At 46.8% G+C, this 21918-nt stretch carries 21 protein-coding genes and 1 pseudogene; 11 read left to right on the forward strand and 11 right to left on the reverse strand.

Features of this window, described 5'->3' with window-relative positions; translation table 11 throughout:
* Positions 1–588 precede the first annotated feature (588 nt).
* Positions 589–1506: a Rieske 2Fe-2S domain-containing protein gene (locus V4534_02460; GenBank protein ID MES2503720.1), complete on the reverse strand. Its 918-nt coding sequence runs from the start codon at positions 1504–1506 to the stop codon at positions 589–591.
* A gap of 58 nt (positions 1507–1564) precedes the next feature.
* Between V4534_02460 and V4534_02465 the strand changes: the two genes are divergently transcribed.
* Positions 1565–1777, forward strand: a complete 213-nt coding sequence (locus tag V4534_02465; protein ID MES2503721.1) for an RNA-binding S4 domain-containing protein — start codon at positions 1565–1567, stop codon at positions 1775–1777.
* A gap of 353 nt (positions 1778–2130) precedes the next feature.
* Complete coding sequence (locus tag V4534_02470; protein MES2503722.1) at positions 2131–2700, forward strand: GrpB family protein; 570 nt, start codon at positions 2131–2133, stop codon at positions 2698–2700.
* Here the strand turns inward: V4534_02470 and V4534_02475 are convergent.
* Positions 2656–3561 carry an alpha/beta hydrolase-fold protein gene (locus tag V4534_02475; GenBank protein MES2503723.1) on the reverse strand — a complete coding sequence of 302 codons (906 nt, stop codon included), beginning with the start codon at positions 3559–3561 and terminating at the stop codon, positions 2656–2658. The two genes, V4534_02470 and V4534_02475, sit on opposite strands and share 45 nt — an antisense overlap.
* Positions 3562–3585: 24 nt before the next feature.
* Positions 3586–4431, reverse strand: coding sequence for an aminoglycoside phosphotransferase family protein (locus V4534_02480; protein MES2503724.1), 846 nt, complete (start codon positions 4429–4431; stop codon positions 3586–3588).
* 102 nt (positions 4432–4533) lie between these two features.
* Here V4534_02480 and nfi point away from each other — a divergent pair, with 102 nt between their 5' ends.
* Positions 4534–5247 carry a deoxyribonuclease V gene (gene nfi / locus V4534_02485; GenBank protein MES2503725.1) on the forward strand — a complete coding sequence of 238 codons (714 nt, stop codon included), beginning with the start codon at positions 4534–4536 and terminating at the stop codon, positions 5245–5247.
* On the opposite strand, the gene V4534_02490 is transcribed toward nfi, so the two are convergent.
* The 4 genes from V4534_02490 to V4534_02505 all read right to left on the reverse strand — a co-directional run bounded on the left by V4534_02490 (position 5233) and on the right by V4534_02505 (position 7919).
* Complete coding sequence (locus V4534_02490; GenBank protein ID MES2503726.1) at positions 5233–5997, reverse strand: YoaK family protein; 765 nt, start codon at positions 5995–5997, stop codon at positions 5233–5235. The two genes, nfi and V4534_02490, sit on opposite strands and share 15 nt — an antisense overlap.
* Before the next feature lie 102 nt (positions 5998–6099).
* Complete coding sequence (locus V4534_02495; protein MES2503727.1) at positions 6100–6516, reverse strand: PQ-loop domain-containing transporter; 417 nt, start codon at positions 6514–6516, stop codon at positions 6100–6102.
* A gap of 59 nt (positions 6517–6575) precedes the next feature.
* On the reverse strand, positions 6576–7340 hold the full coding sequence (locus tag V4534_02500) for an SDR family oxidoreductase (GenBank protein MES2503728.1): 765 nt from the start codon (positions 7338–7340) through the stop codon (positions 6576–6578).
* Positions 7341–7358: 18 nt separating this feature from the next.
* Positions 7359–7919 carry an alpha/beta fold hydrolase gene (locus tag V4534_02505; protein ID MES2503729.1) on the reverse strand — a complete coding sequence of 187 codons (561 nt, stop codon included), beginning with the start codon at positions 7917–7919 and terminating at the stop codon, positions 7359–7361.
* A 175-nt stretch (positions 7920–8094) separates the two neighbouring features.
* Between V4534_02505 and V4534_02510 the strand changes: the two genes are divergently transcribed.
* Positions 8095–9312 carry a saccharopine dehydrogenase NADP-binding domain-containing protein gene (locus V4534_02510; GenBank protein ID MES2503730.1) on the forward strand — a complete coding sequence of 406 codons (1218 nt, stop codon included), beginning with the start codon at positions 8095–8097 and terminating at the stop codon, positions 9310–9312.
* 185 nt (positions 9313–9497) lie between these two features.
* Here V4534_02510 and V4534_02515 read toward each other — a convergent pair whose 3' ends face one another.
* Positions 9498–9881 carry a hypothetical protein gene (locus V4534_02515; GenBank protein MES2503731.1) on the reverse strand — a complete coding sequence of 128 codons (384 nt, stop codon included), beginning with the start codon at positions 9879–9881 and terminating at the stop codon, positions 9498–9500.
* On the reverse strand, positions 9881–11329 hold the full coding sequence (mqo, locus tag V4534_02520) for a malate dehydrogenase (quinone) (protein MES2503732.1): 1449 nt from the start codon (positions 11327–11329) through the stop codon (positions 9881–9883). The genes V4534_02515 and mqo overlap by 1 nt, the downstream gene beginning before the upstream one ends.
* A 193-nt stretch (positions 11330–11522) precedes the next feature.
* On the opposite strand from mqo, the gene V4534_02525 reads away from it, so the two are divergent.
* Genes V4534_02525 through V4534_02535 form a run of 3 tightly spaced genes read left to right on the forward strand, consistent with a single transcriptional unit; the run spans position 11523 to position 14038 of the window.
* Positions 11523–11867: a hypothetical protein gene (locus V4534_02525; GenBank protein ID MES2503733.1), complete on the forward strand. Its 345-nt coding sequence runs from the start codon at positions 11523–11525 to the stop codon at positions 11865–11867.
* Between the two features lie 60 nt (positions 11868–11927).
* Positions 11928–12473: a heme NO-binding domain-containing protein gene (locus tag V4534_02530; protein ID MES2503734.1), complete on the forward strand. Its 546-nt coding sequence runs from the start codon at positions 11928–11930 to the stop codon at positions 12471–12473.
* A 53-nt stretch (positions 12474–12526) separates the two neighbouring features.
* On the forward strand, positions 12527–14038 hold the full coding sequence (locus V4534_02535; protein ID MES2503735.1) for an ATP-binding protein: 1512 nt from the start codon (positions 12527–12529) through the stop codon (positions 14036–14038).
* Between the two features lie 11 nt (positions 14039–14049).
* Here V4534_02535 and V4534_02540 read toward each other — a convergent pair.
* Positions 14050–15174, reverse strand: a pseudogene (locus tag V4534_02540) (DEAD/DEAH box helicase).
* A gap of 372 nt (positions 15175–15546) precedes the next feature.
* Between V4534_02540 and V4534_02545 the strand changes: the two are divergent.
* Positions 15547–16416 (forward strand): hypothetical protein, encoded by an 870-nt coding sequence (locus V4534_02545; protein MES2503736.1) that lies wholly within the window; start codon positions 15547–15549, stop codon positions 16414–16416.
* A 122-nt stretch (positions 16417–16538) separates the two neighbouring features.
* Positions 16539–17843 (forward strand): S8 family peptidase, encoded by a 1305-nt coding sequence (locus tag V4534_02550; GenBank protein ID MES2503737.1) that lies wholly within the window; start codon positions 16539–16541, stop codon positions 17841–17843.
* Here the strand turns inward: V4534_02550 and V4534_02555 are convergent.
* Positions 17840–18673, reverse strand: a complete 834-nt coding sequence (locus V4534_02555; GenBank protein MES2503738.1) for a hypothetical protein — start codon at positions 18671–18673, stop codon at positions 17840–17842. The genes V4534_02550 and V4534_02555 overlap by 4 nt on opposite strands.
* Positions 18674–18808: 135 nt before the next feature.
* Here V4534_02555 and V4534_02560 point away from each other — a divergent pair, with 135 nt between their 5' ends.
* Both V4534_02560 and V4534_02565 read left to right on the forward strand, forming a co-directional pair.
* A complete protein-coding gene (locus V4534_02560) occupies positions 18809–20299 on the forward strand; it encodes a hypothetical protein (protein MES2503739.1) in 1491 nt (496 codons plus the stop codon).
* Between the two features lie 72 nt (positions 20300–20371).
* Positions 20372–21910, forward strand: a complete 1539-nt coding sequence (locus V4534_02565; GenBank protein MES2503740.1) for a hypothetical protein — start codon at positions 20372–20374, stop codon at positions 21908–21910.
* The last annotated feature ends 8 nt before the right edge of the window (positions 21911–21918 follow it).

The raw sequence follows: 21918 nt of genomic DNA on the forward strand, positions 1-21918 counted from the left end.
GCATGCGTGGATTCAAAAGATAAGCCAAAGTCGTCAAGTTGCTTGATGGCAGAGTCTATTTGTCTTTATGTCGCTTCTCCTAAGCTCACTCCCGACTGTAGTCGATGCGAGAGTGCCTGTCTCGCCGATCCAAGAGTCCCGGGCGTCATCAACCCGCCTGCAAATCCCAGTCTATCGATTCAAAAGGCAGATTTTTGCCGCAACACAGTGGCTCAATGTGTTGACTGCGCAACCCTTTTACCTACTGACGACAAAGCGCGTTTTGGTTGCAACAGGGTCATGGCCACTTGTTTATATCTGGGTTCAGCTGATTTGTAGCAGGCGTTGTTGGCAGACGGGTAGCATTCGACTGTCCGTTGATGTCTTGAAAGTCTGTGCGACTTTCAAGTGTTGGTGGCTTTAGGCTTCTGCAGGCATTGTCTGCTCCAATGCATAGTGCAGACCGGGTTTTGCCTCACGAAGCAATTTCTTCAATTTGCTACGAAATAAAAGGCCCGCTTTATCAGTGCTCATATGCGCTTCCGTGCTGCTATCCAATGGGAAGTAAGGATCCGTAGATTCGAGCGCATATCGATCTTCATCTAATATTCATCGTTCAAACGAAATTAGCTCCTCCACAGAGACATCTGAATCTTTATCATCCCTAAAGTGGAATTGCAGGACCTGAATACGACCGTCATCAATTGGGGTTGGATGATTGATGATAACGTGTTGCAAACCACTTGGATAAGTTAGCTGTAAACGGATTATAAACGGAGCAAACCAATTCACATTCATCACCCTTGAAGTTACCTCTACTTTGGAACGAGTATTCTTTTGTTGCTGTCCAACTGTGCGCACACTGATTTCTGAACATAAGTGCAGAGAAGTAGAGCTGGTATCATTCAGTTCGTATGTTAACGGTAACGCCACGTCAGGATTGCCAATAGTACCTTTATGCACCACGGCGAAATGTCCCATATCAAGTTCATTCTCGATCACTCGTGGACTGGACGTGTTCCATGTTTCATTAAAGCAGTGGATTTGCCGAAATGCTGGATTTATTGCTTCAGGAAAATCAGGAATAGAGTAAACCGGCTCACCTAAACAGACCCAAGCGTACCCATAACGCTGCTGACACAGGTATGCTTGCACTTTATAGTTTGCCGGCACCTTGCGCTCGCTAAGCTGCGGCATATGAACACAGGCGCCAGAGGGAGCAAATTCCCAAGCATGATAGGGGCATACCACGCAACCATTCTTGACTGTCCCGCGGGAAAGTTTTGCTGAACGGTGACAGCAACGATCCTCAAGTGCGGCAGGCTCGCCATTTTCATCGCGCCATAGCACAATTTTTTGTCCCAATAACATGAAGGGCTTTGGGGTATCCACCAGTTCAGCCATCGGCATAACGGCGTACCAAAAATTGCGTAAGTTCGGCTCTTGAGTAACCAGCATTTCGCCTCCACTGGTTAGAGGCACGGTCTTCGAGAACCGTTTTTTTATAGGGCGCTCTTCATGATCCATGCCAAAGTGGTGCCAGGCCGCCTTGTTAATCGTTACGAGTTGGTTAGCATCTAAATCTATGCAAGAATTTAGCTTACAAGAGCACGAGTATATACCCCTCTGCGATCTGTTAAAAGTGTTGAACCTTTGCCAGAGCGGGGGGCAGGCAAAAATGCTCATCTCTGAAGGGGCTGTTAAGGTCAACGGCCAAGTCGAGCTGAGAAAGCGATGCAAACTACGAATCGGTGATATTGTCCAAATTTCAGGACAAACCGTTACCGTGATAGCGTAGGATTTGAGCTATCTAGCCTCACGACCAGGCGTTTTCGATATTAAGCGATAATTATTTCAATATATGATACCGAAATAGTATCATATAAATGTGGCAGAAAGAATCGGCAATCTAGTGGTTCCAAGGGACCCCAGGGAAACGAGCGATTCAGAATCCAACTGGGCAAGACTATTGAAGATTTGAAAGCAAAGGTCCTGTCAGGGACAGCACCCGCGGCAGCACCGGCTAATCGCATGAAAGCCCTATTTAAGAAGCCATTGAAAGTAGGCGCCGGTTAAACCTAGGATCCATCTTAGAATCATGAGCACGGGCTGCTTGCTCGAAACTTGTTATTTTGGTAATTAGGCGCCCTTATGGATGAGCACCAACTTGCGTTTAAAATGAAAGACTTTGGCTTAGGCCTTCGCAGAAAAACCGTCGAAATCGCGCCTTACAATTGGGCCTGGGCTTCGGCTTTTGATTGGCTTGCGCAAAAAATCGAGCTTCAGTTGCGCCAAAGGGGCGGATACAAAATTGAACACATCGGCAGCACTAGCGTTCCCGGTATGACGGCTAAGCCTATTTTGGATGTCCTGCTCATCTTCGAATCAGATATGGCCGTAAATAGCGTTATCCCTTTGTTAGAACAACTGGGTTTTGTCTACAAGGGTGACGCTATTAGCCAAGTCCAGCAGACCGAATCCGATCCAGGAAGGCACTTTTTTGCTCTCTATGACCTGGAAGGTAAAATCGACTATGCTCATTTACATTTATTTGCCGAAGACCACCCTGAATGGGAGCAAAAGGTGTATTTTCGAGACGCTTTAAGAAAAAATCCAACCTTGGCGCAAAAATATATTCAACTAAAACAAGACTTGATGAACGCTAATTCTACCCGTTTAGAATATACGCTCGGCAAGGACGCTTTTATTAATAGCCTTTAATCCCAATTTTTTGCCCAAGACAAATGCAATCCCCCTTGTGAGAGCCGCCGGAAAGACGGTGTCATGATTTTCATCGGCAAATACAACAAACGCCACTTTGAAATCTGAGCTTTTCTTGCTTTCAAGTAATCGGGCAAATCGCTGTGTCTCTTCGAGCATTGGATGTTCGGTGTTGTATTTAGTGGTTTCTCTTGAACCAACACCAAAGAATGCCTTGCCTTTGATTTCCTCAATAGGCTGCTTCTGCTTGAAGATAAAGCCATGATCATACCAAAGCGAAGGACTTACAATGATGTAGCTTTCAAAGATTTTAGGCCTCGAAATAAGCATCCATGCGCTGAACAGCCCACCATAGGAATGGCCTACCAGCGTTTTACTGTCAGACAGCTTGAACTCTTTTTTCAGGAATGGAACCAGCTCTTTCTCTAGAAAGTCAGCAAACTGGGGAGCACCACCAGAATGCTTTTCAAACTCTGGACCATAACCGCCACCAAGAACACGTGTTGGCGTGTAATCTCTCGTTCGATTAAGACGATAATTAGGCGGACCATCATAAGCAACGCCAAAGACAAGGGTCTCAGGAATCCGTTTTCTGTCGCTTAGGTGTTCCGTAATCTGTTTGGCCAGCGCGAAGCTGTAGTCAGCATCTAACATAAAAAGCGAGGGGTATTTTTTACTACTATTAACTTTATAAGTCGCCGGAACATTGATGTAGATGCGATAATTTTGACCGGTGAACTTAGAGTGAATCTTTCTGATTTGCGTGTTTGGCAATACGACGGATTCAATCTGAACTGCCTTAGCGAAGCCAATGCTGGCTATAAGAAGGCCCAGGATAAAATATTTCTGACATGGATTCATGTGTTATTGAGTAACAGATCTGGCCTAGAGGGTCCATGCGAGTACTTCTTCGATTACTCGTTTCGATTTGTCTGCTGTGATGAGCGCCTTCCAAAGAGCCCACCCCCGAGCTCGCTCCCAGGTGGCCTGATCGAGCGAGAGAGCCTGGCGAAATACCTCCCGGCTCTCATCCTTAAATAGCGTCCATGCAATGACTAAATCGCAGGCGGGATCTCCTATACCCATACAACCGAAATCAATTACAGCACTCAGCTGTCCAATTGAGACCAGCAAATTGGTAGCAGCAACGTCTCCATGAACCCAGACACGAGAACTTTGCCAGCTCGAAGCCAGAGCGGTTTCCCATATCTGTGTTGCAGCTTTGGAATCGATCTTGCTGCCGCAAGTTGCGATTGCTTGTCGGGTTTCGACATCATAGGTCTCCAGTGAGCCGCCACGATGGAAGTTGTGCGTCCCTGCAACAGGTCCACCTTTACTGTCAATCTTCTGAAGTGCAGTCAGGAATTCCGCTAAAGACCTAGCGAACTGGCTTAAATCAGCAATACGCTCAAACGAAGCGGTTTCGCCGTCGATCCAACGATAGATAGACCAATGCCAGGGATAGCCTTCGGCAGGCTTTCCCATTGCCAAGGGTGTGGGGATAGGAAGAGGAAGATGGGGGGCCAACTTGGGCAACCAACGGTGTTCTTTTTCTACCTGGTCGGCATAACCTGTGGCACTAGGCAGGCGTACGAGCATGTTATCACCCAAGTGGAATGTTTTGTTATCCCAGCCGCCAAATTCGACTGGCTTCACTGACAGATTTGCCCATTCGGGAAATTGCTCTGCAATTAAGCGGCGTACCTGGTTAGTATTGAGTTCGTATGCCATTTGCCCCTTTGCCGAGATATTCATAATACAGCAAACAACACGATTTCCAAATACTCCTCCGATATTTGGCGCATTAAATCTTGAGTGCTAACTTGATATCCAATGATACCTAATCACTGGCTCGCTCCATCAACCCCTGCCGAAGCAAGAATAGCGCAAAATGAAATGGCAGCTCGGATTTGCCTAAACGATAATTTTTTGCAAACCATTCGGTATGTTGGCGGCGTTGATGTCAGTAATATGCCCCTTGACCCGGCTGAGATGATTTATTGTGCTTCTGTTGTTCTCTCGTATCCAGATTTAACTGTTCGAGAAACAAAAACCCAAGAAGGGCAGCAGAAATTTCCCTACATCCCCGGTTTGCTTGGCTTTCGAGAGGCACCCACCCTTGTAAAGGCTTTCAACAAATTGGCGTTAAGACCTGATGTGATTATGGTAGATGGTCATGGCATCAGCCATCCACGCCGTTTAGGGGTCGCGACTCACCTGGGATTGCTACTCGACATCCCGACCATCGGTGTGGCTAAGTCAATTTTGGTTGGCGAGCCAGCCTCAACACTGGGGGAAGAACCAGGGTCTATGACGCCTTTGGTTTGGAAAGGACAAGAGATTGGTATGCTATTGCGCTCTAAAAAACGATGCAAACCGCTTATAATTTCAGCAGGTCACAAAATCACATTAACGACTGCATTAGATTTGGTTTTAAAATGCCTTCATGGTTACCGACTTCCTGAGCCAACGAGACAAGCTCATCTTGCCGCGAATGTATCCCGCAACATGACTTCTATCAACGCCAATACTTTACCGCTTTTCTAACGCCCGCAAACGTTCTAGCTCATCCAGCGTTCTACTCACTAATCCAACGGCCAGAAGGACAATAATCGAAGTAAAAAAAGGCACCAATAGTCCACGGTAGTTAAGTTGTTCACAGACGAGCACCGAAAGAATTGAGCCGCTTGTAAATCCAATAAAAATTAATATTCGGGAAAGATTGGCTCCCTGACTAATCTCAAGCTCTTTTCTGTGGAGGTTTCCCAGATAAATGCGCGCAAGGTCGGAGCCGATATCTGTGCTGATTCCCGTTAAGTGAGTAGTTTTGATCTGTCCTCTGGTCATAATGGAAAAACATGCGTTCTGAAGACCGCAAAGAAACGAAAGGGCGAAGAGCAGAATGAAGTCTCTTAGTGTTACAAGCTCTTCACCAAAAGGCCCGAAGAGGCCATTGCTGCCAAAAAAGACTAGAAGGATAAGAATGATTGGCATTGCAGCAATCAAGTACTCAAAATGGGGTCTTTGGCCTTGCTCAATCCTTGCAATCGTAAATACACCGCTCGTGAATGCTCCCAGAATAAATGAACCTGGAAAGGCTAAAAGTTCGAGAGCAAACAAAAAATTTGTCCCTGCAAGTGACAATCCGATCTGGGTTCCAAAACCGGTTACATGTGAGACGTACCGACCGCATGAAAGAAATCCAAAGGCGTTGATAAAACCAGCTTGAAATCCTAAAAGACCCCACAAAAAAATATAGGGTTTGCGTGTAAATTCTTCCCGTTCTAACCGATACATGCCGCTCCTCTATGATGGTGTATATAGCGGCGAAAATAAAATTTGGAAATCGCTGCTTGTAGCGCTAGACGTGGTGGCCTAGACGCAAGCAGCGAGAATACATCAAGCGCGGACTGCGGCGACTTGATCCACTACCGGCAGCATCCCATACATCCATTTAAGATATATAAAAGCGGCTGTGAAGATGCCATTGAGGGTCGAATGTCCCAGCACGATCCAATCTCTTTTAAAAAACGCATAGACTAAATAGCAAAACGTAGCGGCAACACGTGTGCCAAGAGAGCTTTGGGAAATATTTTTTGCGTCTTTAGTCTGATAAACTCTCCATATCTGCAACGGCGTGCTCATAGTCGATAGAACAACGGCAGCAATTCCAAACAACTGAATTATAACCGTTTCAGTCAGAGATGCCTCATAGGCAGGAGGCGTACTCTTAGATTCAGAAGGTGCCGCTGATCCTGAATCCCCGACCGCGCTTACGCTGACCACGATTACCAAGAAAATCAACATAAGTTTCATGGTTATTTCATACTCGTCACAAATCCATTATCAATGGGTTGGGTGGGGACAAGATGGCTCTAGCCACCCCATGAAATGCCACCATCCACTGTTACTGCTATGCCGGTGATATATCGCGACGCTCGGTTACAGGCAAGCAGCAGTATAACTCCATCTAAATCACTGGGGATGCCTACAAAACCCAGAGGATTATCAGCAGCCATCATTTTTGGATCATATTTGTCTGTCATCGGCGTGTGAAACCAGCCAGGCGCGATGCAATTGATACGGATTTGGTGCGGGGATAGCTCCCCTACAAGAGCCTTGGTCAACTGAATCACCCCGGCTTTCGAAGCGCTATAGCCCGTGGATCCCGCGCTGAGGCAATTCTGGCCGTTGACACTCGAAATATTGATAATCGAACCGGGGATTTTCCATGCCTTCATGTGACTAGCAACCGCCTTAGTTATATGCCAAAGACCAGTCAGGTTTGTTTGAATATTGGCTTCAAAACTCTCTTCGGGGACTTCATTGAAGATAAAAGTTTTTTGGGCAACGCCAGCATTGTTGACTAAGATATCAATGCGTTCGCCCTGGTTAGTCAGACGCTCTATCGCCGGATAGATTTGTTCTGGCTTAGAAATATCCAGAATCAGCAGGTCTACTTGGCCGCCTTGAGACTGCAGCTCGGCTTTAAGTATTTCGAGTTGTTCCTTGCGCCGTGCCGCAATAATTACTTTGGCGCCAGCTTTAGATAAGCATTTAGCAAAACCCCAACCAAGGCCACTAGACGCTCCAGTTATAAGAGCAGTTTTTCCGGACAAGTCAAAAAGTGCCTGAGTCATGCTTGAAATGGCCTCGTATTAAACATGTTTGCCAATGAGCTGAACAATTTCTGGGAACGATTCTTTGACCCGGTCTCCACCGAAATGGCCTTGGTCGCTATATTCAAAATACTCGGGAGCTAACATGTCTCGAATATGGCGCGGTTCCTCAATAGGAATCCACGGGTCGTCAGTTGAGGCAAACAGAGCAACCCAGCTTTGATTTTGCTTAATCGCTGCCCAGTTCCAAGGCCGGTCAAAGTAGCCGCTAAGTTTTTCATTTTCGTTATCCAAGTCAGTGTAATAGGCTCCGACCAATACGGAGCCCAAAATCTTATTGCTTTCTGCAAACCGCATCGCAGCGATGGCACCTGAGGAATGGCCGATTAGAATGGTATTTTTATCCGCGCCGAGCTCATCTTTCAAAAAAGGAATCCAATATGATTCACGTGCCAAGACGTTATCGGGAAATTCGCTGGCAATCACGGTCAAGCCAAGTTGTTTTAACTCGCGTTTCAGGTACGGAAACCAACTGTCATTGGGGCCACCCCCACCATTGCCTGGTATGAAAATTACTTTGGTATTTGAGATGGCAGTCATATGTGCCCATATTTATCCTAAAACCCAAAGACAGCAACAAGTGACTGTCCTGTTGCGATCCTAAGTGTGGGAAACCCGATTCGGAATATTCATCGCCAGGCTAACCGTTAAGAACGCCAAGAGCTGATTCTTGCCCTGCATCGAATCATTCACGCTTTCACATGGACTCGGACAAATGATCACAAAACCCTATGATTTGGTTCTTTTCGGCGCAAGTAGTTTTGTGGGGCAAATCACTGCACGTTATCTTGCTCAACACTATGGTTCAGGAAGTAACCTAACTTGGGCAATCGCAGGCCGCTCTCAGCAGAAGCTCGCGGAGCTTAAAAGCAGTTTTGGCCTAAAAGGCAGCGCCTTACCTATTATCGTTGCAGACGCCAATTCAGAAGGTGAACTTGTTGCCATGTGTAAGCAAGCAAGGGTCGTTATTTCTACCGTTGGGCCGTATGACTTATACGGTAGTAAATTAGTCGATGCATGCGCCAAGACAGGCACAGATTACGTTGATTTAACCGGTGAGAATCTTTGGGTTAAATCGATGATTGACCAGCACGAAAAGGCCGCTCAAAAGTCTGGCGCTCGAATCATCCATGGCTGCGGCTTTGACTCTATTCCAAGCGATATGGGCGTCTGGTTCTTACAACAGCATCTTAAAAACACTTTTGGAGAGACAGCAAACCATATCCAAATGCATGTACGTGCCATGAAGGGCGGCTTTTCCGGCGGCACCGTGGCAAGTCTGAGCAACCTGTTCGAGAAAGCTAGTAGTGATAAGAAACTGTTGCGCAAACTTTCGGACCCATACCTACTTTGTCCGCCCAATACGCCGCGCCAAGCGGGTCAAAAGCCGATTAGCAGCGCAAGCTTTGATAAGAAAACTCAATCCTGGATAGCGCCCTTTTTCATGTCACCCACCAACGAAGGCGTGGTACTGCGTTCCAATATGTTTAATCATTACGCTGATGATTTCGTATACCAAGAGGCCATGAGCTTTGGCAACAAAACCAAGAGTTCACCAATGGCCTACCTGGTAAGTGGCTCTCTAAAAACTTTTTTAGGTGCTATGGCGCTTAAACCCACCCGAACTGCCTTAAAATGGGTACTTCCAAAACCTGGCGAAGGCCCAAGCAAGAAATCGCAGGAAGCAGGATATTTTGATTTACGCTTTTTTGCCGAAACCCGCACTGGACGCGTCTTAAACGCCCAAGTTAAAGGGATCCGCGACCCTGGATACGGTGCAACCGCAAGAATGCTTGCAGAGGCAGCCATTTGCCTAACTCAAATGCCTAAATCTGATAACACCGGTGGAATTTGGACACCGGCCTCCATATTCGACCAGCGGCTTATCGATCGTCTGACCCAAAATGCGGGTATGACATTTCAAGTGCTGTAAGTTGAACAACAAATACTTACCCTAAAAACACAATTAAATTTCCACGCAATGCTATACTGTTAATACAGGAGGAAACACCATGCCTACTAAAAAAGCTTCGAAGAAAAAAACCACCAAAAAATAGTCACCATTAATCCCCAGCAGGAAATCTTTTTAATGAAATCTACTGGGGATTATCGAATTGCTTAAGCTGCTTTGAACGGAAGTACTGCGCCCGGATCCAGAACGACATACAGGCGGCGCCAGGGGTCGTTATTTACTAATTTCCACGAGTGACCACTGCCTGCTGTGTCCTCTGCCAGCAAGACGTCGCCTGGCCTCAGTGTAAAATGTTGCCCGCCACGTGTCTGAAAGTCCAGGATACCACTTAAGGTAATCACCAGTTGACGGGTCGGTGCGTCATGCCATTCAAATGCACCGCCGGTTGGTGTTTCTTGAAAGGAGGCCTTAGTCACCGGGAAACTACCGCTTTCGATGTCCCCGTTGGTGCCCAGTTTTAAATTTATAACGCCTTCTTCGAAATAAGAGTTCTCGTCCTCTCCTGTCCAGATGCGGATACATTTTATCATCAGTCTAACCCTAAGACAGCAGCCGTATCAGCTCGAATTTTGCGGCATAGCTCCGCATCATCAACCAAAGACTGACCATAGGAAGGGATGATTTCCTTAAGCCTAGCCAAGTCATTAGGAAAGCATTTTTCCAGCATATTAATGGCGATAAAAACTGCCGTAGAAGCGCCTGGAGACGCGCCCATCAGACCAACCAGTGAATGGTCCGATGCTGAGATCAGCTCAGTCCCAAATTCCAAAACGCCGCCCTGCTTGGGGTCTGGCTTTATCACTTGAACGCGCTGACCAGCAACTTCCAATTTCCAATCTTCAGTCTTTGCTTGTGGATAGTATTCTTGTAAAGCGGCAAACCGATGTTTAGAAGATTGGAATACTTGGCCTATCAAGTATTTGGTCAGACTCATATTCTTCAAGCCTACAGCTATAAGAGACTTTAAATTGCTCAGCTTAAGTGCTCCGAAGAAATCCCATAAAGAGCCACGCTTTAGGAATTTGGTCGAAAATCCAGCATATGGGCCAAATAGGACAGATCGTTTTCCGTCAATCACGCGCGTGTCCAAATGCGGTACTGACATCGGGGGTGAGCCGACAGACGCCTTGCCATAAACTTTCGCTTGATGCGCATCGCTGACTGCAGGATTATCGCACCTGAGCCAGATACCGCTGATAGGGAAGCCTGCGTAGCCTTTTATTTCAGGTATACCAGCCTTCTGGAGCAAGGAGAGCGTTCCCCCGCCGGCACCCAGGAAAACAAAACGGGCGCTGGTTGCGCTGGTTTCGCCAGTTTGATTATTCTTAACTTGAACATGCCATCTTCCATCAGATTCTCTATGCACGTGCGTGACATGATGTAGGTACTGGATTTTAACGCCGGCATCACTCAGATGCTGCATTAAACTGCGTGTCAAAGAGCCGTAATCGACGTCCGTTCCGGTATTCATTCGTGTGGCTGCCACGATTTCACTGGGAGAGCGCCCCTGCATGACCAGCGGGATCCATTCATTCAGCTTGCTGTGATCTTCTGAGTATTGCATCCCCGCGTAGCAATGATGCGCGGAGAGCGCCGCATGGCGCTTTTTCAAAAACGCGACATCTTTTGCCCCCCGGACGAAACTCATATGAGGCACTGGATGAATAAAAGTTTTAGGATCCGAAATGACTTTGCGTTGAACCAGATAGGACCAAAATTGTCGTGACAAATCAAATTCGATATTAACTTCCAAAGCTTTAGAAATATCGACGCTGCCATCTGAGCGTTCGGGCGTGTAGTTGAGCTCGCAATTCGCCGCATGACCCGTGCCAGCATTGTTCCAAGCATTGGAACTTTCCAAACCAGCATCTTCCAAGGTCTCGTATATCTCAATACTCAACGCGGGGTTCAGTTCATTCAAGAATACGCCTAAGGTTGCGCTCATGATTCCAGCACCAACCAGAACAACATCCGCCATAACTTCCCCCTGCGCCTATTTTAGTTAAGGCGTTTTTCGATTTAGTGTTTTAACCGTAACACCACTACTGAGGGGGTTTCAACTAAGCCCAAAGACGCTGTTCTCTGAACTCCAGCATTCGATCAATAAAGGCGATAGCCCGTTCAACGGGTTCCGGACCGCCAAAAATGTTGCCCATTGAATATTGCTTAGTATGACAAAGATTTTAATGACCTGCCTACTGTCTTTATTATGTGTCCAAACAGCGATGGCCGAGCTGACCGTATCTCCCAAAATACTCGAACGAGCACCCGAAGGGGTGCTGTTATCGGTTTTAGTGACCAGGGCTACCCCCCACCAGAAACTCGGCCTCTATACCCTGCCCGCCAAGAAGCTTATGGGCATCGGCTTCGTTAATTCAAATGGCGTTTTACAGTTCCCCTCTGTGTTAATTGCTTACAAAAGCATGGAGCATTTCGAAAATGGTCGCTATAGATTGCATTTGCTCGTGACCGACAACAAAAGCGAAAATAGAATAATTACTTTGCCAATGATTTAACTTAGTATCATTTTCGAAAAACTTTGACTTTCAACCGGACACCGGGATACTAGGCAGGGGATGAAGGGAATTGTATTCAACCTGCTTGAGAGCTATATCGTGTCTGCAGGCGGGCAATCTGCGTATGATGACATCCTTGCTAAATGCAAGTTGCAAACGTCCGAACCCTTTGTGGGGCCAGGCACCTACCCTGATTCGGATTTTATGGAAATGGTGGTCAAGGCTGCCGAACATTTGAACATTTCCCTGCCAAATGCTGTTCGCGGGTTTGGGCGATTCTGCTTCCCCAGACTGGCAAGTAAATTCTCAACTTTTGTCACACCCTTTGAAAATGACCCTAAGGGTTTTTTAAAGACCATTGACAACGTTATTCATGTCGAGGTGCGCAAGCTTTATCGAGACGCCATCACGCCGGAATTCGTTATCAGCGATACCGGTCCCAATCAGCTTTTGATGGCTTATAGCTCTCCTAGAAAGCTTTGCATCTTCGCTGAAGGACTTCTTGACGGCGTTGGCGATTATTTCAAAAAGCCTCTCCAATACACCCAAGCCACTTGCATGCATGAGGGTGCTCCTGCCTGTAACATCGAGATTCAATTCCTGTGAGCGCTTCCAACTCTGAAAGCGTTTTACAACAGAAAATTGCCATTCTTGAACGGATGATTGAGGATAGCAGCCGCGATCTTTTCACGGCCAACGTCGATTTGCAAAAACAGGTTTCCCTTTTTGGAAGTCTGCTGGACGCGCTGCAAATCGGTGTGTTAGGCGAATTGCCTGACGGTACAATCTGTTTTGCCAATGCCTACTTCTGTAGGCTGTTCGATATTAACGGCTCCCCTCAGGAACTGCTGGGATTTCCCCATGCACAGATTTCTGGGCTAGAACAAGCAATCCCCCAGGCACGAATATTGGCGGAAGAGATCACTTTAAAAAATGGCAAAATTTGTGAACGCGACTACATCCCGATCGTGGATCAAAATAAGCAGTTGATAAACCATCTTTGGATCTATCGCGATGTTACTGACCAACGGAAGCTGGAAACTCAGCTGCGCCAATCGCAAAAAATGGAATCCATTGGCCAGCTCGCCGGGGGCATTGCCCATGATTTTAACAACTTGCTGACTGTGATTATCGCTCAGACCGAAACAATCAAAACAGCAAATTCTGTGAACCCACAAGAAATGGAGCGGATCAAGACCATTTCGACCTGCGCTGAACGGGCGGCAAGCTTAACCAAACAACTACTAGCCTTCAGTCGTCAGGAAATAATCCACGTTTCGATTCTCGATTTCAACGCAACCATTGCTAATACAGTGAAGATCTTGAGCCAGCTCATTGGCGAAAACATACAAATCAAATTTCGTCCGACGAACAATGGCCTTCCTGTCAAGGCAGATAGAAGTCAAATCGAACAAATCTTAATGAATCTGGCTGTCAACGCCCGCGATGCCATGCCCAATGGAGGTGAGCTGACCATCGAAACCGGCCTTATTGAACTTCCTGAAAAGGGCCGCATGGCCATGCTTGCCGTCAGCGATACAGGCGTAGGCATGGACCAAAAAACCGTTGAGAAAATTTTTGAACCATTCTTTACCACCAAGGCAGTCGGCAAAGGTACTGGTATGGGCCTGGCAACTGTGCACGGCATTGTTCAGCAACATGGCGGCTCAATTTCTGCTCAAAGCGAACCGGGTAGCGGAACAACTTTTAAGCTTTATTTCCCGTGTATAGAAAATCAGGTGCCTGCCGAACCAGAATCCATTGTACCTTCCATCACTAGCGCGCCCGCAGAAGGGACCGGAACAATTTTAGTCGTAGAAGATGAAGATATGGTCCGTCAGATCGTGGTCGATATCCTACAAAGTAACGGATACAAAGTTCTGCAAGCCCCAGATGGCATCGAGGCACTAAAGATTTACGCAACCTATAGCGGCCCCATTGATTTGGTTTTGACTGACGTGATTATGCCTAACATGGGCGGAGCCGACCTTGTGGCCAAACTCAAGGCTCAGCACAAAGTCCCCCACACCATGTTTATGTCAGGCTACACCGCAAATACCATCGCTGAGCAAGGCATTTTGCCGCGAGATGTCAACTTTATCCACAAGCCTTTTGTTAAAAATGATCTACTGCGCGCCGTTCAAGAAGCGATAAAAACTTCAAAAACCTAGCGATATCCTTGGGGCTCAAATCCCGGAATCACTTTCCTTGGAATCTCTGCCTTCAATAGTCTCTCAATGTCACGCAGCAGCTTGTGCTCGTCCATGCAGACCAGCGACACAGCCGCGCCTTCACTGCCGGCACGGCCAGTGCGGCCTATGCGATGGACATAATCCTCAGGGACATTTGGCAGTTCATAATTCACAACGTGGGGCAGAAGGTCGATATCGAGACCGCGAGCGGCAATATCGGTCGCGACCAAAACGCGGATACTGCCGGCTTTGAACTCCGCCAGAGCACGGGTCCGCGCGCCTTGGCTTTTATTGCCGTGAATAGCAGATGCTGTAATGCCATCTTTGTTGAGCTGCTCAGCCAGGCGATTTGCGCCGTGTTTGGTTCGGGCAAAAACCAACACCTGCTTCCATTTTCCCGACTTGATTAAAAACGATAAAAGCTCGCGTTTACGCTTGCCATCCACCGGATGAATGACTTGAGAAACCAACTCGGTAGCGGCATTTTGCCTAGCCACTTGGATCATTTTAGGCTCGTGCAGAAAGCCTGCCGCCAAAGTTTTAATCTCATTTGAAAAAGTCGCCGAAAATAGCAAATTTTGTCGCTTTTTAGGTAAGAGCGCTAAAATCTTACGAATATCCCGGATAAAACCCATGTCCAACATGCGATCGGCTTCGTCCAAAACTAAAATCTCTACTTTGGAGAGATCAATTGTCCGCTGTGAGACGTGGTCTAGTAAACGCCCAGGAGTGGCAATCACAATATCTGCGCCCCGGCGCAGCCTGTCAATTTGCGGTCCAATGCTCACGCCGCCAAAAATTACGGCTGATTTCAGAGGTAGATATTTACCGTAAGTGGACACGCTCTCAGCTACTTGAGCGGCCAGTTCTCTCGTTGGTGTCAGAATCAACGCGCGTGCTACCTGAGTCTTCATGGGAGAGGCGCTCAAGCGTTGCAACAGAGGCAAGGTAAACCCTGCCGTTTTGCCCGTGCCGGTTTGAGCGCCGGCCAAGACATCAAATCCAGCCAGGATTGTTGGAATAGCTTCTCGCTGGACGGGTGTCGGTTCGGTATAGCCCTGTTCAGTCAAAGCACGTTGAATTTCAGCCGAAAGCCCAAAAGTATTAAATGTCATCCTATTTACCTAAATGCCAAGGCATCTAAATAAACGGGCCTCGGGTCAGCCACCCTAGCACGCTATTTTGATTTTTTCTTTTCCAATTTAGCAGCTTTCTTTTCTTTAGGTGTTTTAGCGGGTGCCTTTTTAGGTTCTCTTCTTGAATCTTGTTCTTTTGCCATACATCGTTCTCCTAAGGTTGTTTAACCATTATATCACCTACAACAACTTTTTTGCTTTTGGTAATAATAAAACGTCAGATGGTTTATTATTGACACTATGGTGAAATCAGTATCTCCTGGACACCCCGAATTGTCGTTCGATCGCGAGCGCTCAGAACCTTTGCAGTCTTCGCAAATAGACAGGCTAGACATAAGCCCCACGCAACCTGTGACAATCCTTGATGCGCTGAAGACATTGACAGTTCCTCGCGAGATTTTGAGGCTGCATGACAGCCTAACCCATACCACTCCCCTTGAATCCGAAGCATTTAGCAAAGCTTTGGTGGCTTGCGACCCAAAAAATTTCCCTGATATGAAAACGATTGGTCGTGCACTTTTAATTATCAATCCATCTCACCTCAAACGCGCTATTGCTAATAATCTGCTGGCGCACGCAACAGCAGTCAATTCGCAGCTCAATGATCCTCTGTACCCACGGATATCACATGTAATACAAGACATAGCGGACCATCATGGAAGGGCTGCTAAGTTAGGGCTAACAGTAAAAGAATATTTTGCATTGTTAAATATTCTGGTAACGACAGAAGATACCGAAACAATCATTGCAAAACTTCGAGAAGAAGGGCTTAGCGGACTGAACATCAAAGAACTTAAATCTGTTTCCAGGGCCAGTGTACTCGTTGGATTGTCACCGATGCACCCACGCCTCGTCGAATTAAAAGACAAAATAATGGCGGTTATCACTGAGAAGCTGACAGATAACATTCACAACACGTTAGCAACTTTAGATTGGGATAGGAGCTTTTTAGATCTGGTTAAGCATCGCAATCAACTTTTGAAACTTGAGGCTAGCGTACTAAGCTTTAAGCTGGATAAAACTTTAGAGCAGCCCAGTATTTTAACAACGCTAATCAACCATCGACTTCAAGAAATCGAAACATTCAAATCAGCTACAGGCCCCGACTTGCCGCTTGACCTAAACAATGAAAGCGCTCATTTAAACTTGAAGTCGCAAGAAGCACTGGCATCGGAATATAGGCGCTATTTGGCGGAGCGTCCTAAGCCACTGACAGATTAAAACTAATCCAAATTAAAATCGATCCATCCAGACGACCGGGTGCGAGTAAAGAATGAGATTTCCACTGGAGGTTCTTTGTCCTCGGTCGTGAAACCCAAATCCAGTTCGTATTAAGATTACTTATGCGACTGACCAGATTTGCTTTTTCAATGCTTCTATCATCAACTTTGGTCGCAGTAATTCCGAATGACCCTCTGCTTCTCCAACAGTGGGCGCTGGGCCCAGCGGGCATTAACGGCATCAAAGCTCAAGACAAGATGCCAGTGACAAAACTCGTTGCCGTGGGAATCATCGGTACCGGCCTGGATTATAACCATCCTGATTTAAAAGATAATATTTGGGTTAACCCTCAAGAAATTCCAAATAACCACATTGACGATGACAACAACGGATACGTCGATGATGTTTACGGAATTAATACCATAAATGGCACGGGCGATCCCATGGATGACCATGGCAATGGCACACAAATTGCCGGCATCATCGGTGCGGTTGGTAACAATGGACTGGGCATATCTGGTGTTATACCTAAAGTTGCGCTGATAAGCTGCAAAGCACTCGACGCAGGTGGCAACGGAACGATTGTTAACACGCTGGAATGCTTAAACTACTTTTTGGACCTAGTAGCCCGGAACAAGGATGCTTTAACCTTGGTGGCAGTCCATAATTCTTGGTCGAAAAGCGCGCAAAATAGGCCTTATCCCGAAGTGGTTCAAGAATACCAAAAGCAAGGTATTTTATATATCACTAGTGCAGGTAAAGATGGTCAAGACAACGATCAAATCCCCGTATTCCCAGCCAATTCAATCGAGGCAAATGCAATTTCAGTTGGCGCAACCGATCGCTTCGGCGCCTTGGCCAAATTTTCTAATTATGGCAAACACTCCGTGCATGTATTGGCACCGGGCGAGGATATCATAACCACTATTTTAGGAGGTAAATTCGCCGTCGTCACCAGCACTTCTGCAGCTGCCGCCATCGTTACCGGCATGGCTGCATATTTAAAGGCAGATCAGCCTACTCGGGATTATGTCTCTATTAAAAACTTGATCATGGCAGGCGGCGAGCCTATCCCTTCAGCGTCCGCAACCACAATATCCGGCCGCCGAGTTCGCCAAATAGATTCCAATGGAAGAGGGTCTCTTTCTTGCCACAACCAACTAATTTCAACCCGAACTCAGCCAAAGACCAATGAAGTCACTCTAAAACTCGGCACTGCTCTACAACTTGCGATCCGCAACATCAACTGTGACCAGCCAGCGCCTCCCCCTGCCTCGACACCACCATATCTCAACGATCTAGGTCAAGATGGAGACGAAGTTGCCCATGATGGACGATATACAGGCCAATTCAGGCCCACGACCGTAGGCACCTACAAACTACCTTTTTATCAAGATGATATTTTAACTGTTCATGTTGTGAATTAGCTTGGACGCTCATGCACCCAAGGTCCGACCCGATTTTCAACCACTTGTCTATATAACAATTTTAAAGCCGGCTCCGTGAGTGATGAAGGAATGGCGCTGATACCAAGCTGAACGGCGGCGTCTGCCGTTAACACTTTCATCAAACTGTCGACGCTTTTAGCACCGTCCTTCATATCCCGTGTAGGTAAAACAACTTGATTTAGAAGTTTTGAGAATTGTAGATTACGAAATTGCGCCTGCTGCTCATTTTCAGGTTTTAAAGCGTCACTACCTAAAAATAGCCTTTCTACGCCTTTTCGGTAGGCAAGCGTTGAGCCTAGCTTTTCTCGCAGGCCCTTACTAAATAAATGTCGTTTCATACTGCTATCTGGAAGCGCCATCTCCGAAATGCGGTCCGCCACAGATCTAAGATTTTCCTCCGTTGTGGGCTCGAGATGATTGCTTTCCGCTGTTTGCCCGGTTTGAAGTTGTGCACCATATTCAGCCAAAGCTTGAGTGACATTCACCAGATGGTGGTAGGTTAGCAGCGGATCCAATCGCCCTTCATGTGCGGCTGCCACCAAGCCATCTAATCCGGACTCAGCGATCGAAAAGGAAACATGTTGTTTGGGAGCCCGCAAGAAACTTTGCGAAGGTTTCAATGACTGTTTCATTCTTTCCACATGTTCGGCAAACGGCGCTTTAAGAAATGAAGGTTCGAAGTCCGCTACCCACGATGCGCCGGCAACCACAGCGCTAAATACGCCGATCTTCTTGGCAACCAAGGCCCCGGCGGCATATCTGCCAAATACGTCTTGGGACTTAGAGCCGACTGTCTCATCGGTATTCATTCTCACTAAATTGGCTAAGCTTCTGGCGACACCTTTCATGGTTCCAACTATAACATGCTACCACCAGGGAATGAGCCGTCACTTTGAACGGCTGCTAAAGCCAAGATGTTCAAACTTTATTTGGCCTGCTTATTGATGTCTATTCAAACAAGCACTTTATTTGCCCAGTCGGCTCCGCGTTTCGAGTGGACGCTCAGGCAAATCAATTGGCATCAATGGCTGACGAAATCAGCCAATCGCGAAGCTCTTGCGGATCAATTGGATATACCCAGAGCATATCTCGAAGCCATATACCAGTCGAATAGCCCCGGCTGGCTGACAGAACGTTCTTATTCAAAAGCCACGGTAGATGCTCAAGGCCTCAAATGGATTTCTGTCAGCGTGAATCAAAATTTTTGTATTGGTAAGGAAAATAGAACTAGCCCGGCGCCTGCAGAATGGGCCGAAGAACAAATTCTCTCAATCAATGCGATGTTTACGCGCCTTAAAATCCCCATCAGACTATTTAAAGGGGACGATTTAACAGAACACGGTGGCGTGGTCATGGTCCAAACCGAAAACACAGGTAGCCTTTGTTCAAGCTCCAGTGCGACTGCTTGTAGCGGTTATAATCCAACCGAAGCTATCAGCTGTGAAGTTTACCCCTTCATACCGCTTTGGAAGAAAATCTTTTTCCCCAGTCTGAAGGAACACTTGCTCGAACATGAAGGCGGTCATACCTTCGCCCAAGAGCACACCGATAAAATAAACGCCCTGCCCAAAGATCCAAGAATGAAAGCCAGCGGATCGCTCCACACGGTCATGTATTCTGAACCCACCTGGGTGGAGCAATATTTTGTGGCACCAGTCGCAATTTTAACCCGCCAAAATTCTGAAGGCGAACGCGGCCCGTTAGACGAACTGCAGACGCTACTATATTATGGGACGACAGCGAATATTACTGACTTATCGCCCTACCAAGTGCTTTCGCCTGAAGCGGAAATCGCCAAAAACGCTTTTTTCCATGCCTTTTTGCCGGAAGTTGCCAGCTACTCGGTTGGTAATTTTGTATCGCACTTAGCCCTATCGGACCGAAAAATCTTAGCCGCCACCAAAGTCGCCAGCTTTATAAGCAGACTTTTTCTAATGGAACCCTGGAAAGGAATGACTAACTTTGTACTTGGCGTGGCACCCAGTCATGTGGTCCAAGAACTCTCGGTGCCTATTTCTCACCTGACCGACATGTACTATTTTCCGATTCGAACCGTTTTGGACTTTCGGTATTACGCAACATCGGCGCTTTTTAACATCTTTTTTTTCGAACTTCCTGGAGCCGTGATTGGTTCTTGGTTAGGTTTTGGCATCAGCAAATTACTTCCTACTAGATGGCAACGGCCTTCATTTTCTATCAACCGAGCTTGGCCACCGAATCTTTTTGCTACCATTTTGGCCAACTATCAGACGCGCTGGGATAACTGCTGTCCAAACTGCCTTTGGTGGCTGAAGACACCTTTAATTGGCGTCCTTGCTGCCGACAGGGTGGCGGCAATCTGGATTCTCATGGTTAAGCAGCGACTGGGAATACCCAGCTTGCGTTGGTACCGCGGCACCATGCCCGATACCTTAAACGCCCCTATGGAGCCGTAATTTAAATAATTCAATTGATTTAATCACAATTTCAAATATGTTATTTGCAATTGTTTAAATGTTGGAGAATTTGTGAAGATTACAATTGTTTTATTTTATTTTATTTCCATTATTACACATGCTCAAGGCTCTGCAGTAGTTGGACGTTCAAATGCTGTTCATTGGTCTATCGGTGCATCGATCGCTTCTAAGCATGCAAGCGGTGTTCGAATTCTAGAACAGGCCGAGCAGCGCGCTTTGAGCTTTGTCGATAAAATTCTGTCATGGACAAAAAACCTCCCCCACGAAGAAAAACTAACACGAGCCAAGCGCATCAGTAATCTGATCTTCCAAATCATCGAAGCGCGCTCACAGGTAGGCAACGATAATTTGATTGAGACGCTTGAAGACGAGTTGATGGATTTGGTAGAGCAAGAGCCAGGTAAAACAACGCCCCAAGAAAGCGAGTCCAAAAAAGGGCCTAGTATTACGATATTGGCACAAAAAAAACCGTCAGAAATCGTGCCTGGTATTAGAATGGCGGGACAAGGAGACCTGAGGCCAGCGAATGGCGCTTCGTCCTCCACCGATTCGGAAGGAGCCGGCCCAACTCAGGGTTCGTCAGAGTCTCAAGATGGTGAAACAGACACTGAAAGTTGCGACAATCGCTTTCGGTATGCACCCCCCCAATTTTCCTTCGATGCATCAGCATCTACCGATACAGACAGTGATGCCCATGATTGCGCCGCGTCTGCTTCACCCCGTAAATCTCGCCGCAAAACGCGCCTTTCGGCTCTGCCAACGCCTGAGCGAGCAAGACAATCAACAAGGCCTCCCTTGGCAGCAGAGCCTCATACGCCAACCACCCCTCCTGCTCCAGCAATATTATGGACGCCTCAAGGATCCAGATCTTGCACGCCGGTCAAAACGGTGCAGATTATGCCTACAGCAAGGGAGAAATTTTTGCGGTTTTTAAGCACAGCCTCCGCAATTTATGGCGGTGCGCAACTGATTCGCCATCTGGGTAACGACCCGCTCATTATGAGAGAAGCCCATTGGATGGAAGCGAATAGCGGACATTTTGTTTCAGATGACCATGGTGCTGAGCGACTTAGGTCATGGACGGAAGATCCACATGTAACTGCTTCCTTTCCTGAAACAGCAAGCGATCTCGCAAGAATTAGGCATCTCAATGCAGAAGAACGAATCGATCATAGAGTCACTTTTGAAACATCGTCTAACGAAAATGTTCGTCTAAATAGGCAAGGCAAAATTCTTAAAAATAACGATTCTATCTTTGTTATAGGTGCTGGGGGTAGTCTATTTGTTGGACCAGAAATTCCGGGACACTTTCATCACTCAAGCTTCTTTGGCGGTGGAGCTATCGTTGGAGCAGGCAGCCTTGAAACGGATTCACAAGGCTTTCTAACTCGGATTTCAAATGACAGCGGTCACTATCGCCCAGCTACTATAAACAACTTGGCAGTTTTAGAATCTCTTCAGCGGCAAGGTGTCAATTTAAACAGCGTGATTTTCGAAGAAGTCAGCAATACTTCGTTTTATAATCCTTCATATAATGCGCAGCTTTATCTAAGTAAAAAAGGCATCATGTCAGACAACGACAGAATTTAGATGCTTTG

The sequence above is a fragment of the Myxococcota bacterium genome, assembly GCA_040387835.1.
GTDB lineage: Bacteria > Myxococcota > UBA727 > UBA727 > JABDBI01 > JAZKCZ01.